Consider the following 15,761-nt stretch of genomic DNA (forward strand, 5'->3'; position numbering starts at 1 on the left):
GCTGCTCCTGGCAGCCAACGTCACGTCCTGCGGTGCCGGCAACGTCGGCTGCCCTGAGCAGCCGACCTGCGGGAGGACGGAACCGCCGTGGCCCGGGCGGATCGGTTGCTCCCGGCGACCGGCGGCCGTGGGAGGTCTCCCGTGTGTCCAGGCGGCGTCGTATGCCGGACACCTGCCGGCGGGAAACGCACGCCGTCGCACCCGATTCATGCAAAAGGGCAATCCCGGTCCACTTTCGCCATTAAACGGCCTCATCCGGGCGCCAGACGGCCACCGTACCGAGCGCAACGCGCCGGAACCGGTCCGGCAACGGCTCCGCCGGCGAGAAGAACAGGTGGGACTCGCACCGGCAGTCACTGCAGCCGAAGCCGTTAACCGGCTCCATACCGGCGAGCCCCGCCAGCGCATCGGCCCACTCGTGCTCCAGCCGGGTGCCTGAATGCGCGAACCACACCGACGCCAGCACCGCATGCTCGCGGAGGTAGTCCACGTGCCAGTGCATCGCCTTGCCCCGGCGGGCGTGCCGCGCGACGCGGGCGCGCACACCGCCGGGCCCGAAGGCACTGCCCACGTAGGCGTAGTAACCGGACCGGGCGTGGAGGACACCCCAGCGCCCGATGCGCAGCCGCGCGGCGGTATCGCACCGCAGAATCAGGACATACGTGCCGGTATCCGCGGTCATGGCCGGTTCCGCCGGGCCGGTGGTGCCACTCACCGGTTTGGTACGTGCCCGCCGGCGAGCGGCGGCATGACGATGGCGACCGTCTCGGGCGGCACCCTCTCCAGGGAGGCCCGGTGCGCCTCGACGGAGGCCCTCTCTTCCTGGATCCCGAACTCGCGGGCGAAGTCCGTGTTGCGCATGAGCCGGGACGACAGGCAGCCCCCGGAGGCCTCTACCAGCGGCACGATGGCGCGCAGTCCCTCGTGGAGGTCGGCGGCCATGCCCTCTTCCGAGGTGAAACGGTTGATCCGCGTGACACTCATCGAATGCGTTTCCTTTCAGGCCCCGGCGGCCGCGCCAGCGACAGTGGTGCGGCGTCGACATGGCCCGCCGCTGCCGCACACGCCGGTATCACGGCTTGCGCGCGACGCAGGAGATCCAGCACTGGGCGAACATGCCGCCCTCAGACCGGCTCCAGTCGCGCAGCGTGGCCGCGGACCGGGCATCCCCGCTGTCGTCGAGCTGGAGCGCGAGGTACTCCCCGATGGCCGGCAGCGAATCGTAGCACTCGTATCGTGCCGACATCGCGACCGCGCTGAAACCGCTCTCCGCCAGGTATCCACCGAGCCGACGGCCGGCACGGACGTCGCCGCCGTTGCGGGTCTGAAGCGCCTCGTAGGCGCGGATGGCGCCGTCCAGCGCGTCGGACGGCGGCGCGAGCACGAACCCGCCCCAGTCCGGGCTGCACAGGCCGATAACGCCGCCCGGCCGGAGGATACGGTGAAACTCACGGACCGCGGCCGCCGGGTCGGCGAGGTGCTCCATCAGCGCGTTGCTGAACACGCGGTCGAAGGATTCGTCCGGAAACGGCAGCGCGTAGCAGTCCGCCGTCTGGAAACGGACGTTGTGCGCGCCCGCCCCGGTGGCGCTCTCGCGTGCCCGCTCGATCTGGCTCTCGCCGAAATCCACGCCGACGACCTCGCCCGGGTGGGTGCGTGCCGCAATGCCCAGGGTGATCGAGCCGGGCCCGCAGCCGCAGTCCAGGACGGACACACCCGGCTCCAGATGGGGCGTGAAGAAACGGCCGTGCGACTCGATGGTGCGCGCGGCCATGAACGCGGTGGCATTCCCGGAATGGCCCGGCGTGTACGACTCTCCGCTCATGAGGTCTGCCCTCCCCCTTGAAGCCCGGCGGCACACCGCAGCACCCGGTGGGCGCCCGGCCCGCACCGGGCCGATCCGTTCAGCCGCCCACCGGGCAGGCCGGGCGCTGCCGTGCCATGCCCGCCAGTGCACTGAGCGCCAGCGCCGCAACGACCGCACCGTAACCGTAGGTGGTGGGGACCACGCCCAGCACCTGCGTCGACAGGCCGGCAATGATGGCAGGCACGCTGAACGAGAGGTAGCTCAGGACGTAGAACACCGCCATCAGCGCGGAGCGCTCACTCACCGGCGCCAGCGGCATGACGGCCCCCAGCGCCCCCATGAACCCGGCGCCGAAACCCATGCCTGCCACCGCTGTACCGATTAGCAGCAGCGCGGCGATCTGTCCATGCACGCCGGCGAGCGTGATGGCGAGCCCGATGGCCAGCCCCCAACCGCCGAAGCGCAGTGCGACCGCCGCCGGCCGGCGGCGGAACGTGTAGACGCTGATACCGCCGACGAAAGGCAGGGTGAACACGATCACCCCGGCCACCAGCGGCGACTGCGGGTCGATCACGCGCTCGGTGAGCGACGGCGCCAGCGAGAAATAGAACCCGCCGAGCGCCCAGACCGCGATGTTGATGGGGATCACCCGCCACAGGGTCGGGCGCGCCGCGGCGGGGACGGTGAGCCGCGGCCACAGCGACGCCCAGGCACCGGCACGCCGCCGCGCCCGCTCACCGCTGAAGACGTTGAGCACGCACAGCACGGCAAACAGCGCCACCAGGACACCGTAGACCGCGTGCAGCGGGTCCGCCGCACGGAGCTGTATCAGGCTCGATCCGAGCACGCCGAAGGCCAGCCCCAGCGGCGGCGCGACCGCTGCGAATACCGGCCCGCGGCGGCTGTCCGCATCCAGGAGCGCCGCCGCCAGCGCGCTCGTGGCGGCGCCTGTTGCCGCCCCCTGCAACAGCCGCGCAACGACCAGCCAGGTCACGCCCGCCGCCCACCGGAACGCCAGCATGGCCACGACCTCCACCAGCAGCGCCCCGACGATCACCGGCCAGCGGCCGACGTGGTCGGAGAGCGAACCGAAGACCAGCAGCGCAAGGAGCAGCGTGAAGGCGTAGACCGCGAACACTACGCTCAGCACGGTCGCCGAGAAATGCCACTCCGCCTGGTAGAGGTGGTACAACGGCGTCGGCGCGTTCGACGCGGCGAGGAACATGAACAGCGTGATAGCATAAACGGCCAACCTCCAGGGTGAGCTGGGCGCGCCGACCCCGTGTTCCGGCGGGGACGTCTGCGGCGATGCCATGGAACCTCCACTAATGCAAAATATTTGCGTTAGTGGAGTGTGGTGGCTATACCGGATAAAAGCAAATATTTTGCGTTTAGGACCTATGGCGACGAGAGAGTCGGTACGTCCGGGCGGCCGCAGCGCCCGGGTTCAGCAGGCCGTGCACACGGCGGTACGCGAGCTGCAGGCCGAGCGATCCCGCGAGGACCTCACCATCCCCGTCATCGCTGCCCACGCCGGCGTCACCCCGTCGACCATCTACCGCCGCTGGGGCAACCTCAACGACCTGCTCGCGGACGTCACCCTGGAGCGCTTCCGCCCCGAGACCGCCCCTGAGGACACCGGCGCCCTCGCCTCGGACCTCCTGAGCTGGGGCGAGCACTACCTCGACGAAATGGTATCGGCACCCGGGCGCCAGATGCTCTGCGAGATCATGGCCAGCGCGGACGAGACCCGCCGCCAGCGCTGCTTCCAGTATGCGCGGGAACAGATCGCGCAGATCCACCAGCGCGCCGTCACCCGCGGCGAGACACCGCCCGACGTCGACACCCTGATGGACTTCATCATCGGCCCGCTCATCTATAGGGTGCTCTACGACAGCGACTCGGCCACGCCGGAACGGCTGCGGGAATGGGTGAGCCGCGCGCTCGGCGGCGTCTAGCCCGCACCGCCGCGGGCTCAGCGCGAGCGGGATCACGGGCGATCACGTCCCTTCCTGAACCCGCATCCAATCGGGGAATATCGCTGAGTGCCGGCCGGCTTCACGCCCGGCAGCCAGTGCCGGTTCACGCCGCACACATCACCGGGAACCGGCGACAGTCTCCGGATTCCGCTGGCCGGGCAGGAACCATCCCTGGGCCCGCAACGCCCCCACGGCGGTCAGCAGCTAGGTCGTGCACGGCCGCAGGCCGTGTGCGACGCCACCGGGACCGGCCCGGAATGTCGCACGCCTGTGGCGCACGACCTACCCGAAATTCCATTATCTCCCCTCGTGCGACATCCACACACAGGGGTGTTCATCCGGACCTCCCGGCGGAGTGTTTTGACTCGCACTGCCAGTCTTCCGGGTAGATCCCGAGTGAACAACCTACTGGAAGGTCACAGCTAGGTCGCTGGCGGCCTTTCATCGAATTGCGGAATGTCGTCGCTGATTTCATACCACGGGGCCCGGGAGCCCACGAATATATGAAACCCCGGCGTCACGCCCGGATCGCCCTCGACCGTGCCCAGCGTAATCGCGGTGACCTCGCCGTTCACCGTGCCTGCCAGCGACGATCCGCACTCGCTGCAGAAACACCATCCGGCCCCCGAGGACGTCTCATAGACCTTCACGAATGCCGCTCCGGCGGTCCACCTGAAATCGGCCGGATCAAGGTCGGCATAGGTCGCGAACGCGGCACCATGCTGCCGCCTGCACCGGGAGCAGTGGCAGTGATCGGCACCTGAAAGCCCTCCGGCGACCTCATACCGAACCCTGCCGCACAAACACCCACCGTTGATCGCCATCGTGGTCCCTCCTTTAGGCGGCGTCAGGCCCCGTTCAAGCCAGATTGAAGGCAGCGTATCGATACGGCCGCATTGCCACCCCGATACGGTGTCTTCATCGATTTCCATTTGACGTGGGACAACCCGGCGCCATGCCACAGGACAACGCATCGGCGCATCATGACGGCAATCACCGCTCGGCCAGCGCGAGCCGGACCCCGAGCGCGACGAACACCGCTGCGAAGCCACGTCTGCACCAGACCATGACGCCCGGACTGGAGACAACGTAGCGACGCACCGCCGATGCGAACGCGCCGTATCCGACGAAAATGACGAACGTGAGGAGCATGAAGACCGCGGCCAGCCCCAGCATATACTCCGCTGGCGCAACGGCACTGCCCGGCACGAACTGGGGCAGGAACGCCAGGAAAAACAGGGACAGTTTGGGGTTGAGAATATTCAGCAACACCCCGTCAACAACGATCCTGATGTCCGGCGTCGGCTCGCTTCGCCCCGATACCTGCAGCGCATCTCTCTCCTGGAGTACGCCCCACGCCATGTAGAGCAGGTACGCCACCCCGAGGTATTTCACAACCTGAAACGCCAATGCGCTCGTATAGAGGAGCGCCGCAAGCCCCGCAGTACTCGCCACGGCATGAGGGACGATCCCGAGCGTGCAGCCAAACGCCGCGAGCACGCTGGCCCGCCAGCCGCGGCCGAGCCCGAATGCAAGCGTATAGATGACGCCCGTCCCCGGCAGCAGGACGACGATGAGCGAGGTCACGAGGTATTCGAGCGTCACGAACCTTCTCCAGGCGCCATAGTCACCGCACACCGCCAATGGCTAACCGAGGCATGCACGCCAACGGGAGGCGGGGAACGGCGCGCTGTACACGACCATCTCCGGACCCGTCTCCTCAGGCCCTGCTGACGGAATTGTAGACCCTCTCCATGACCTGGTTGTTGTACTTCTGCACGATCACCTGCGAGCGGAACAGCTCGCAGAGCTCCAGAACGCTGACACCGATCAGCACTAGGACACCCAGCCCGACATGGTCCGTGAACAGCATGGCCACCCCTACCCAGAACACGGCCATGTTGATGATGCCGTACAGCCATTTGCCGAGATAGAAGTGGTGCAGCCCGGCGAAAAATATAAAGTTCAGGGTCGCATAGGTATCCGGATCCTTGATCTTGCGCTCCACCTCCCTGAAATACCGCAGCCGCTTGTCATCCGGCAGCTCCCTCACCAGCCTGCGGATGCTCTCTTCCCTCTCCTGGACGGCCTCTTTAGACATTGGAAAATCTCCTTTTTGCACCGGGAGGGCTCCCTCCCGATGCCATTCGCCTGCTACGGCAGGCCTAGCGACCGAGGGTGACGATCACCGCCTCCCGCTTCCAGAAGAGCATGAAACGTTTCTGCTCCAGAACCTGGAAGACCACCGTCCACCCGTCCGCCGCTTCCTTGTTCAAAGCGGTCTCCATCTTCTTGATCGGAATGCCCGACGCCCCCAGAAAGATCGTACCAAGGCCGCCCTCGACCACGTAGAGCACCTTGTACTCCTTATAATCCATCAGGTTTTCCTTCTTGTTGCCCCGATCAACATGCCGACTCCCGCCACTCGGGGTGGCATGGCGGGAGCCCACCGTTTCGATGGATAGCAATCGGCGCCAGGCAACACCTCGCCGCCGGACTGTCCCCATAACGGCCGTGCCGGTTTGCGTGATCGCGTGGTAATCACCTTCCTGAGCTGATCGCTATGCGTTCTTATTGACTGGTCCGAAAGCGTTGATATGCCTTGAGTGCCCAAGGCTGAAACGCGGGAGACATGGAATGCGGAAAAAACGAAACGATCAACACGCTGTTATCCGAATCCCGACAAGGCGAAACCCATGTTTTATGCCCGGATTGCCGCCGGAAGTGCCCGCCGTTTATTCCGCACTGAAATCCTTTATTTCCCGCCCGCCACACCCCGATATAAACTATTCACATATACTCAAAACCGCCACGCTCAACAGCCTCACCGAACCATCCAACACCACATGCCCAAGCGTTGCCGATGCAGGCAAAGGGGGGAGTATACCGTCAGCCGGCGGATTTCGGTGGATAAATTCCCATGACGGATCTCGCATAGTGCAGGGCGCAGTGGCTTCATCATCGGCCCGCTCATCTACCGGGTGCTCTACGACGGCGACTCGGCCACGCCGGAGCGGCTGTGGGAATGGGTGACCCGGGCACTCGGCGGTGCCTAACCCGCCTATCACGGGTGATCGCGCACCCCTTCCTGAACTCACGTCCGCCCGGGGAATATCGCTGAATCCCGGCCGGCTTCGCGCCCGGGAGCCAACGAGGAGTCGGAGGCCGTAGGGCTGCCCCCTGGCCGGGTGGGGTTCCCCTCGGGGATTTCGCTCAATGGGTGATAGCGGTCCGGCTGGCAGCGAGCGTGAACCACCTGTTAAGCGCAGGCAGAGCAGGTCTTGCGCTCCGGGAAACCGCCATAGTCGCCGCCGCGGAGGGAGCGCGCCGGATAGCCCCTTAAACGCGCGCTGTTACGGCAACGGGGGGCTGGAAGCGGGAGACGCCCGGCCCTTTCGGTACACCGAAAGGGCCGGACCCGGTTCAAACACGCAGGGCTTCCCCGTGATTACTGGAACACCGGGAAGACGCTGGCGTCGCCGTAGTCCTTGATCGGCTCCATGTTCTTCAGCGTCTCCATGTCGTCATCGGCGATCACGAAGTCCACGTCCGCGTTGTTCTTCATGTGCTCCGGGTTGGCCGTCTTGGGCAGCGGCAGCAGGCCGAGCTGCAGATCGTAGCGGATGCACAGCTGCGGCACGGAGACACCGTACTTCCTGGCCATTTCCGCGATCTGCTCGTTCTTGAACAGCTCACCGTGGCCCACCGGCGAGTACGCCTCGACGAGCAGCCCCTTGTCCTTCGAGTACTTGATCAGGTCCCAGGGGGTGTTGCTCACGTGCGCCAGGATCTGGTTGACCACCGGTTTGACCGTGCAGGACTCCAGGATGTTGTCGATGTCCTGCTCGGCGAAGTTGGACAGGCCGATCGCGCGGATCCTGCCTGCCTTGTGGGCCTCCTCGAGCGCGCGCCAGGCCTCGCGGTTGCCTTCGAGGAAGCGATCCGCCTCACCGAAGCTGTCCCAGGGCTGGGGGCTGTGGATGATCATCATGTCGATGTAATCCAGGCCCATGCGCTGAAGGGAGCCCTCGATGGACTCTACCGCGCCCTTGTAGTCCTTGTACCGCGCCGCGAGCTTGGTGGTGACAAACATCTCCTCACGGCTAACCCCACAGGCCTTGATACCCGCAGCCACCTCGGCCTCGTTGCCGTAGTCCTGCGCGGTATCGATATGGCGGTAACCGAGCCTGGCGGCCTCCTTCACCGCCTCTTCGGCATCCTTACCCTCGATGAACCACGTGCCAAGCCCCAGCTTGGGGATCTCAACGCCATTAGAGAGGGTATAGGTCTCTTCTAGCAGCATAATGCGTTCTCCTGGTTACACGCCGTTGTATCCATTCCGGCGAGGGAACAAATGTCTTCTGATCGCTTCGAGCTCCGGACCCGGCTCCAACCGGAAGGGGCCTACCTCGTGCCGACGCACGGCCGGGCCCCTCTACCGCCAGACATCGCCAGCAGTGGCAATCGCACGGACCACGGCTGCCCGGGCGGGATGCTGGCGCGAAGGCAGCGACAACGCGCCGGTGGTGCCACGCTCCGGAGGCCCCCGTCGCCGTTGCACCCTTTCCCGTTGCCGCGCCCTCGTAAAGGAAACCATTGATTCCACAGGAAACGACGACATCGCAGACCGGCCCGCAGCAAACGCCCGGTCGCACCGGCCGATTCATGCCGCGTAGCGCCCGCCAGAGGACATCGCGGCGCAAACCCCTGCTGCATGCCGTCACATCGGAATTAAGTAGTGACCTACCGAAGGAAAGTCGGGGGTCGGTTCCCGGATTTCAACACCCGTGCGGCACCTGATTGCCCAACCAGGCGCACGTCGTCACTCCGCTCCGGCTGGCGCACTCGCCACGTGGCTGCGTTCGGGCCAGGAGCGCCGCGCGGCCTAGGGCCGATCGGCCTCCTCCGTAGCGGGCTCCGGCGTCTCGCCATCCACGTCCTGGACTTGGTGATCGAACGCCGCCTGGAGGCCGGTTTCCTCCTCGGCCTCCTCTTCCGCCCCGTGCTCGATGTAGCGCGGATACAGCGGCGACAGGATCGCCACCAGGATGCCGATCGAGGAGAACACGGCGAACGCATCGGCGTAGCCGAGCGCGTTCACCAGCACGCCGACCACGGGCGAGCCCGTGGCCTGCCCGAGCGAGACGGCCATGAATGGCAGGACCGGCCCCATCGACAGCCGGCCCGGCAACAGCCGGATGCCCGTCATCAGGTACAGCCCGGTCAGGCTCATGTAGGCCAGGCCGAAGACCAGCGCGGAGAAGGCGGTAATCGCCAGCCGGCCGGGACTGGCCGCGAGCAACGCCAGGCTCGCGGAGAGCATCATCAGCATGAGCGCCTGGGTGATGGGCGGGTTGTTGCGATCGGCCAGGTCCGCCACCACCGCGCCCCCGAGCCCCGCGATGCCGACGGCGAGCCACAGCCAGCCGGTCGTCCCGGGCGGCAAGGCACCGAGGGTGACCACCAGATCCGGCGCGAAGATCCAGTACGCGGAGGAGACGAAGCCCATCGCGAAGGAAAACAGCGAGAGCCTGAACAGACGCGCCCACTGCAGGGCAGTGATCGGCGGCGGCGCCGCGGCCGCGGTAATCGCCGCCGTCGCCCGCGACACCGAGGGGATGAAGTACCAGGCGGCCACGATCCCGATAGCCGCCAGGATGGCAAACGACACGTACGCGAAACGCCAGGCCGTGGCCAGGAACAGGACCGCCGGCACGGCAACCGCCACACCGATGCTCGTCCCCGCGTTCATCACCGAACTCACGCGCCCATGCAGCGAGCGCTTAACCAGCACCTGCATGGCGGCCGTGAGTGCCGGCATCATCAGCCCCGTGCAGATGCCGCAGGCGAACACCCCCACACCGAGGGACTGCGCGCCGGACGCTTGACTGATGACCGCCAGACCGCCGGCGCCGAACGCACCGGAGAGCACGGCCGTGTTGCGGGCGCCCAGGCGATCCGCGGCCCACGGGGCAACCAGCGTGGCCAGCACGAAGCTGATGAGCGGCAGCGCACCGATGATGCCGATCACGTACGGCGTCAGCTCCAGATCGGCACGGATGGGCGGCACGAAAAGCCCGAAGGCGAAGCGCGCCAGCCCGTAACTGATCGCAATCAGCGCCGCACCCAGCAGCGCAAACCCCGTGCTCGTGGGATACTTCATGTCACCTCCGCCGGACCGATATCGACAACACCGCCCCGGTCCGGTCCCATGCAGAGCCCCGGGCATGCGCGCGCCACCGGTTCGTGACCCCAGTACGCATTCGCCTTGGCCACCGTGCGACCCTCCCATGACAGACACGGACGCGGGAGGCACACAACGTCCATCCGATTGAACCTCAAAGCAAATCGTTCTGGTCTATGGGGCGGAACCAGCAGATGCCCGGTAGTCCTGCGGCCTACCGCCCGGAGCGCATTCGCCCACAAACGACGCCCGACCCTCACGGCGTCTCACACTGACCGCCCCTTTGCCGTGGCGGGAGAAGGAAGCGCGCACCAACGCCCCCCTGTCACCCGAACTCCATCCGCGGGCGTTTCGCGCTCGACGCGTAACCCTGGGCCTCTCTTCCGCCGTCCAGCGGGCCGAATTCCTGCCGCACGCGGCGCCGGTCCTGACGCGGCGTGTCACTCGCCCGGGGTACAGCACCCGGAGCCTTCCTGAACCGGCGGACACGCCACCGACCCGAATGAGCAGAACACGCAGCAGTCACCGGGCTTCGGCTTGAGCAGCGCGCCGCAGGACTCACACTCGTAGAAATAGGTGCAGGCGTCCGTCGGCATTGTTTCCGTCTTACGGTGACCACATTCCGGACACGTGATAACCGACTGCAGAATGACTTCGACCATTTCTCCCTCCCGGTACCGGCGCCACGGTGCCAGCCTCGGCACCTGACACTGTCCAACAAGGTATCCTCTTAACCTCCCAAGCGGACACATCAGGCAGTATGCGTGGACGATCCCGTTGAACCGCACGCACGCCTCGCCGAGCAGATCGAGGAAGCTCGCGAAACTCTGATCATCCAGATAGATCGGATCACGGCGGTTGCCGCGAGAGAAGACGTGATAGATCGCGCCCGCGTACTCAAGGCACAGCGGCCTTGCCATGGCTTACCTCCCTGTAGCCAGACCAACGGAACCTTCCTGTACCGTGCCTTACACCAGCTGATCAGCCTTCCCACCGCCATGTCTCGGCATGTTAGAGCTGGCCCCGAGCTCAACGTACCGATCAGAACGCGCCGCCTCGTTTCTCCCGCAAAACCGCATAGCCCATACCGACCAAGCCGGCATTACGGATCGCCGTGCCGACGGCCTGCAGGATGTCCGGCACCGGAACCACCGCCAGCACGAGGTTCACGAGCAGGCCGATACCGAACAGCAGGACCGCCGCCGCGGGCAGGCCCTTCCCCCTGAGCGCCGAATTGGCGAAAAGCAGCCCGCCGACCACCATCAGCGCACCATGAACCGTGTAGAGCGGTCCTAGCTGCCCCCAGAGCGACTCGTAGTCCGGCACACCCGCGCTCAGGGCGTACAGCGTCGTGTGAGCGAAATACGTAAAGGCGATCCCGTAGAGCACCGCCCCGATCAATGCACCGGCGCCAAGCGCCTCGGCCCGCACGGCATAGACCCCGAGCAGCAACCACGGCATCGGCAGGAACGCGACATAGTTCAGCCAGAGCTGCGCCGTCGAGAAACCATCCTGGTACCATTCCATCACGTCGGTGAGGGAGTGGAGCGCCGGTGCGGCAACTGCGGCACTCCCGAAAAGCAGTCGTAGTGCATACGATGAACTCAAGGGCATGGTGTTCGGGGAGCGCCTTAACGCTCGCTATCACCGGTGACAAGGTCGCGGCGACGCAAAGGCTTCGGCCTCCGGTGAACGGTCTGGCCATGAGTGTTCAGTCGACGATGAATAGCCTGGCGCCCCGCTCAGTTGATGAGCGGTGAAGCTCCGCATTATCCGCGACCTGATAGCTCGAACCGGGAGTGAGCGTGAAGCACCGGCCGTCTTCCAGCTCAGTCTGAAGCTCACCTTCCAGACAAAGAAGTATGTGCCCCTTCGCGCACCAGTGATCCGCCAGATAGCCCGGGCTGTACTCCACCATCCGCACCCGGATATCCCCGAAGTGTCGGGTTCGCCAGTACGCCACGCCCCTCTCCCCGGCATGCTCGGTCTTCTCGACCTCAGACCAATCAGTAACCCCAAAAGGTAGATCTGTGATGTTCAAGATTGTCGCTCCTTAGGCATATAACGGCCGCCATAACCGGTGGACAAAAGCGTAGCAAGGCTACGCTTTTGTCCATCCGAGTTGATGGCATTGTTATGCATGCATCCCCTAAGCGGACCCTCGCGCAGCATTCCTTCGGGCTCTCACCGTCTCCACTAGTGCTCGAAGATCCGCAATATCTTGCTTTAGCTCGTCGGGCGTCGGCGGCGGTTCATCCTTAGCGGATGCAGGATCATGGGCTTCCACGATATCGTGGCATCTTTGGTTGAGCCGGAATAATTCATCCACTTCGGCTTGCCGAAGGCCCACTACTTTCGATAACCTTTTTACGTCGATATAATCCCTGAAACGCTGAACCGTGCCATTGAGCAAATGATCCTGGACCACGCGCTCTATCGTGGCTCGCAGAAGGCTATACTGCCGGGTAATCTCCCCAGCCAATTCCGCAGACGGCTCGGCCGGCCATGGCAACTTCTCAAAGTGTTTTTGCGCCTTTTCCAGTACATCGATGCGCTCCCCGACGCTCTGATGCGCCCAGGGCAACCCCGAACTGACGATGCCAGCGCTCGCGCCCACACGATCGAGACTAGTGATCGTCGGCTCGTGCAACGCACGGTCGCACTCCGTGCGCAACTGCTCCAAGAACACCACGTCATGCGTGAACACGATCACCTGCCGGGAGCTCGCTTCCCTCACCATTCGTTTTGCGACTTTTCCTCGCCTCTTATGATCCAATGAAGAGACGGGATCATCAAAAACAATCCCGCAGGAATGATCCGCCAACGCCAGCTCCGCAAAAAACGAACCTAGGGCAATGGCACGCTGTTCACCTTCACTCAAAATTTCCTCGATCTTGTTTGTCGTTGGAAGGTCGAGGAGCAGTTGATGGAGCATCCTTCCACGAGCGCTTCGCTCCTTGAGTTTCGTCTTGATATGTCCAATTCCCAATCTGTTGAATTCTTCATCAAGCGCTTTTCGAAGTTCCTCAGTTACTGCTACTGACGCCAACTCTTTCGATTTGTCGGAGATTGGACGGGTTTTTAGGCTTTGCCGACACTTCTCAAGGGCCGCTTTCCTTTTCATCCGTTCCAGCAAGTCGATCACGGCTTTCAAGCTCGTCGCTAGGCGTTGCCTCGCCGACAACTCAGCCAATTCCTCCTCAAGCTGTCGCCGCTTCTCTTCGTCCGCGGCCCTCCTTAGCTCCCGACACGACTTAAGCTGATGCGCGGCGAGTTGCCGTACGTAGACCCGCGGCGATTCGTTTAAGCCAGAAATATCGCTCCAGTCTGATTTCCCCAAGGAATCCAGCATCGAAGCTCTACGGGCCTCAAGCGAAGCTTCGAAGTCGGCGATTTTTGGGAGGATTTCGTCATCGAGTCCCTTTAACTCATCAGCGAGTGCTTCGTCGGGCGAAATTGACAGACTTGCGGCCTCGATTTTCGTTTTAGCCTCTTCGACTTTTCTGCGAGCGTTGTCCGCCGTCTTTGCGACGTCGTTCTCAATGTACTCGTGAAATCTCTTGAGGCGCTGATTAGCGGCATCCGGCAAATCTTCCTGACACAAAGGACAGACCTTCCCTTCGACATTTGCCGGAAACGCTTCACCCGGATATGCCACTTCCGTGAAGTAGCGTTTCGCCGAATCAAACAGACGTTTCCAAGTTTGGTCTCCCGTTCCCGGGAGCAATTCCTCACCGGCGCGCAATGCATCTGCTGCCTTCTTCTCGGCGGCCTCTGCGGCAGCTCTTTCTCCGTTGAGTCTTTCTAGCTTCTCAACTGCGTGGTCGCTGACCCAAACAAGAGGGCTGGACAGTTTTTCGGCATAGGCCTTCAAACGAATTGCCGAACGCCGAAACTCTTCGCCTTTGGCGAAGGGGTCCGCTTCCTTGAGAGCTACTTCGAGGTCGGCAATTCGTTTGATTTCTCCTTCTGTTAACGTTCCGAGAGAAGTTATCGCATCTACGTCTGATTTGGCGGAGAGGTTTTTAATTGTTTTCCCGACCTCTGTATCACCAACGAGATGCTTAAATGGGGTAGTATCGATGTCGATTCCGGCGAGTTCGGCGTCGAGCTTTTCCGAAATTTTCGGCACAACTTCTTTTGCAAGGTTTTCCAAAATATCTAGACCATAGGGGAGGTACGCGACATCTTGTTCCGCCGTTATATATGAGCGAGCGCACTTCGAATCGAATACCGATATCATGGACAGCCGATCTGGTGGTGTCGCTCCCCGAGACCATTCGACCTCTTCGACCCGGCCATATACTTCAACATCGAATTTCGCTGTCGGCTCTTTCCTTGCGACCGAAGGATCGTTTGCATTTGGATGAATTGGTTCGGACTGATCTCTGGCACGGCAGGCTCGTTTCATGACCCGTGCATAGCCGGATTTACCGGTCCCGTTCCCCCCGTAGACCACGGTCATCCCGGTCTGGGCGAATCCTAGGTTCTGATCGTTTGAGATCTGATTGACGTTATTCAGGTCACGCAACGATAAAAGGGTAACGGTCTCGCCGAGCGTGCGTTCGGCGGGAAGATGTTCATTTTCTAGTGGCACTGAGGTGACGGCACGATCGGTCTTTATGCCATGGTCCTTTTTCAGGAGCTCGTAGAGTTCGGAGTAGTCGACCTCACCTAATCCATTTTCCTTTTGAAGTAGGCGCCGGCACGCATCCCGCTGCCATGATGGACGCGATCGAGTCCATTTCAGAATCTCGTTCAGGATTCTCATCTACTTTCCCGCTTCCTCGGCACTTATTGCCCATTCCAAATACGTTCTTGCATAACGCCAGAGCGCACCGGCGCACTTTAGTGCGTCCGCGTGGCGCGACTTGTTATGCAAACCGAATGATCTCGAACTGATCTAGGAATATAAACGCAATAATCACTATAAAATATAAACCAAAGATCCATGGAAACGCCTTTGCCCTCGCGGCGAGCTTGAACCGGTGAATCTTAGTGGCCCAATTTGGCTTGTATTTTGGAGGCTCTAGAGCTTTGTTCTCTATCTCCCTCTGACGCTCCCTCCATGAATGTAAATTTTGGAATAGTTTGACACCGCCGAACTGCTCTGCAGCCTCTATCCCACGCAACTCCCATTCAAAATACTGGTTTTGCCCGGTGAAACGCTCAAGGCCCACAGCCATTTGAAATGAAGTAAATACCCCTATGACTCCGATAAACACCAGAAAGAAAGCAATCATAGTTTCGCCGCCATTAGAAAAAAACGCATTCAAAAGAAATACGCTGGCAGCAACGAAAATCGAACTAGCGGTTAGATAGGCTGAAAACAGGCTATGATAGGCAATCACTCCCGAAGACCATGTGGCCATTAAAGCCGTATACTGTTCGTCTTTATCCATTATAGTACCAAGCTCTCCAATCACCTTTTTTCCGCTAACGCTAACACAAGGAATCTGCGTTTCAGATACCCCCCTTTTTCGACCATTGTGACCAACCAAGGCGAGGCCAACCTCATCCAGTTAACGGTCTTTGACGACCTCCGCATAACGCTCAGCTTAACCGGCCGGCTTTGAAGCACCAGTGACCTTGCCCGGCTGAATTGGACACGTTCACGCGGCCAGTTTCCCGAAGGCGGCCGGTGATTGAAAGCCCAGCGCCGAATGCAGCCGACGCTGATTGTAGAACTGGAGGTAGTCATCGACATGGCTAATTGTAGGGTCTCGGATGATTGCATCTCGCCGAGGAGTTATCCTCTGTGGTTGGCCCGAGAGGTGCTGAGCACACTAGC

Annotated in this window: 16 protein-coding genes; 1 reads left to right on the plus strand and 15 read right to left on the minus strand. The window is 62.6% G+C overall.

Going from position 1 to position 15,761, the window contains the following annotated elements; translation table 11 throughout:
- Nucleotides 1–241: 241 nt before the first annotated feature.
- The 4 genes from G7A99_RS10180 to G7A99_RS10195 form a co-directional block, all read right to left on the minus strand.
- Entirely contained in the window at nt 242–682 is a 441-nt protein-coding gene (locus G7A99_RS10180) for a DUF123 domain-containing protein (protein WP_163139947.1), read from the minus strand.
- Between the two features lie 29 nt (nt 683–711).
- Nucleotides 712–984, minus strand: coding sequence for a putative quinol monooxygenase (locus G7A99_RS10185; protein ID WP_163139949.1), 273 nt, complete (start codon nt 982–984; stop codon nt 712–714).
- 88 nt (nt 985–1,072) lie between these two features.
- Nucleotides 1,073–1,825, minus strand: a complete 753-nt coding sequence (locus G7A99_RS10190; protein ID WP_018718509.1) for a methyltransferase domain-containing protein — start codon at nt 1,823–1,825, stop codon at nt 1,073–1,075.
- Between the two features lie 79 nt (nt 1,826–1,904).
- Entirely contained in the window at nt 1,905–3,122 is a 1,218-nt protein-coding gene (locus G7A99_RS10195) for an MFS transporter (RefSeq protein WP_240466233.1), read from the minus strand.
- A gap of 85 nt (nt 3,123–3,207) precedes the next feature.
- Here G7A99_RS10195 and G7A99_RS10200 point away from each other — a divergent pair, with 85 nt between their 5' ends.
- Nucleotides 3,208–3,765: a TetR/AcrR family transcriptional regulator gene (locus tag G7A99_RS10200; RefSeq protein ID WP_163139952.1), complete on the plus strand. Its 558-nt coding sequence runs from the start codon at nt 3,208–3,210 to the stop codon at nt 3,763–3,765.
- A gap of 443 nt (nt 3,766–4,208) precedes the next feature.
- Here the strand turns inward: G7A99_RS10200 and G7A99_RS10205 are convergent, their stop codons facing one another.
- The 11 genes from G7A99_RS10205 to G7A99_RS10255 all read right to left on the minus strand — a co-directional run bounded on the left by G7A99_RS10205 (nt 4,209) and on the right by G7A99_RS10255 (nt 15,372).
- Nucleotides 4,209–4,718, minus strand: coding sequence for a GFA family protein (locus G7A99_RS10205; RefSeq protein ID WP_205599798.1), 510 nt, complete (start codon nt 4,716–4,718; stop codon nt 4,209–4,211).
- A 61-nt stretch (nt 4,719–4,779) separates the two neighbouring features.
- Complete coding sequence (locus tag G7A99_RS10210; RefSeq protein WP_163139953.1) at nt 4,780–5,391, minus strand: LysE family translocator; 612 nt, start codon at nt 5,389–5,391, stop codon at nt 4,780–4,782.
- A 115-nt stretch (nt 5,392–5,506) separates the two neighbouring features.
- Nucleotides 5,507–5,839, minus strand: a complete 333-nt coding sequence (locus G7A99_RS10215; RefSeq protein WP_205599799.1) for a TM2 domain-containing protein — start codon at nt 5,837–5,839, stop codon at nt 5,507–5,509.
- A 112-nt stretch (nt 5,840–5,951) separates the two neighbouring features.
- A complete protein-coding gene (locus tag G7A99_RS10220) occupies nt 5,952–6,164 on the minus strand; it encodes a DUF4177 domain-containing protein (RefSeq protein ID WP_018718515.1) in 213 nt (70 codons plus the stop codon).
- A gap of 1,070 nt (nt 6,165–7,234) precedes the next feature.
- On the minus strand, nt 7,235–8,089 hold the full coding sequence (locus tag G7A99_RS10225) for an aldo/keto reductase (protein WP_018718516.1): 855 nt from the start codon (nt 8,087–8,089) through the stop codon (nt 7,235–7,237).
- A 582-nt stretch (nt 8,090–8,671) separates the two neighbouring features.
- Complete coding sequence (locus G7A99_RS10230; RefSeq protein WP_205599800.1) at nt 8,672–10,102, minus strand: MFS transporter; 1,431 nt, start codon at nt 10,100–10,102, stop codon at nt 8,672–8,674.
- Between the two features lie 308 nt (nt 10,103–10,410).
- Nucleotides 10,411–10,632 (minus strand): GDCCVxC domain-containing (seleno)protein, encoded by a 222-nt coding sequence (locus tag G7A99_RS10235; protein WP_026321131.1) that lies wholly within the window; start codon nt 10,630–10,632, stop codon nt 10,411–10,413.
- A 379-nt stretch (nt 10,633–11,011) separates the two neighbouring features.
- Nucleotides 11,012–11,497, minus strand: a complete 486-nt coding sequence (locus G7A99_RS10240) for a hypothetical protein (protein WP_018718519.1) — start codon at nt 11,495–11,497, stop codon at nt 11,012–11,014.
- A gap of 184 nt (nt 11,498–11,681) precedes the next feature.
- A complete protein-coding gene (locus G7A99_RS10245) occupies nt 11,682–12,011 on the minus strand; it encodes a DHCW motif cupin fold protein (RefSeq protein ID WP_018718520.1) in 330 nt (109 codons plus the stop codon).
- Nucleotides 12,012–12,119: 108 nt separating this feature from the next.
- Nucleotides 12,120–14,741: an AAA family ATPase gene (locus G7A99_RS10250; protein WP_163139957.1), complete on the minus strand. Its 2,622-nt coding sequence runs from the start codon at nt 14,739–14,741 to the stop codon at nt 12,120–12,122.
- A gap of 103 nt (nt 14,742–14,844) precedes the next feature.
- Entirely contained in the window at nt 14,845–15,372 is a 528-nt protein-coding gene (locus G7A99_RS10255) for a hypothetical protein (protein ID WP_163139959.1), read from the minus strand.
- Nucleotides 15,373–15,761 lie beyond the last annotated feature (389 nt).

It is taken from the genome of Arhodomonas sp. KWT (assembly GCF_010993615.1).

Excerpts from the sequence above, each read along its gene's own strand:
- G7A99_RS10205 (WP_205599798.1), bottom strand. The coding sequence starts at position 4,718 with ATGGAAATCGATGAAGACACCGTATCGGGGTGGCAATGCGGCCGTATC.
- G7A99_RS10240 (WP_018718519.1), bottom strand. The coding sequence starts at position 11,497 with ATGGAATGGTACCAGGATGGTTTCTCGACGGCGCAGCTCTGGCTGAAC.
- G7A99_RS10235 (WP_026321131.1), bottom strand. The coding sequence starts at position 10,632 with ATGGTCGAAGTCATTCTGCAGTCGGTTATCACGTGTCCGGAATGTGGT.
- G7A99_RS10225 (WP_018718516.1), bottom strand. The coding sequence starts at position 8,089 with ATGCTGCTAGAAGAGACCTATACCCTCTCTAATGGCGTTGAGATCCCC.
- G7A99_RS10180 (WP_163139947.1), bottom strand. The coding sequence starts at position 682 with ATGACCGCGGATACCGGCACGTATGTCCTGATTCTGCGGTGCGATACC.
- G7A99_RS10200 (WP_163139952.1), top strand. The coding sequence starts at position 3,208 with ATGGCGACGAGAGAGTCGGTACGTCCGGGCGGCCGCAGCGCCCGGGTT.
- G7A99_RS10190 (WP_018718509.1), bottom strand. The coding sequence starts at position 1,825 with ATGAGCGGAGAGTCGTACACGCCGGGCCATTCCGGGAATGCCACCGCG.
- G7A99_RS10250 (WP_163139957.1), bottom strand. The coding sequence starts at position 14,741 with ATGAGAATCCTGAACGAGATTCTGAAATGGACTCGATCGCGTCCATCA.
- G7A99_RS10255 (WP_163139959.1), bottom strand. The coding sequence starts at position 15,372 with ATGGATAAAGACGAACAGTATACGGCTTTAATGGCCACATGGTCTTCG.
- G7A99_RS10185 (WP_163139949.1), bottom strand. The coding sequence starts at position 984 with ATGAGTGTCACGCGGATCAACCGTTTCACCTCGGAAGAGGGCATGGCC.
- G7A99_RS10195 (WP_240466233.1), bottom strand. The coding sequence starts at position 3,122 with ATGGCATCGCCGCAGACGTCCCCGCCGGAACACGGGGTCGGCGCGCCC.
- G7A99_RS10220 (WP_018718515.1), bottom strand. The coding sequence starts at position 6,164 with ATGGATTATAAGGAGTACAAGGTGCTCTACGTGGTCGAGGGCGGCCTT.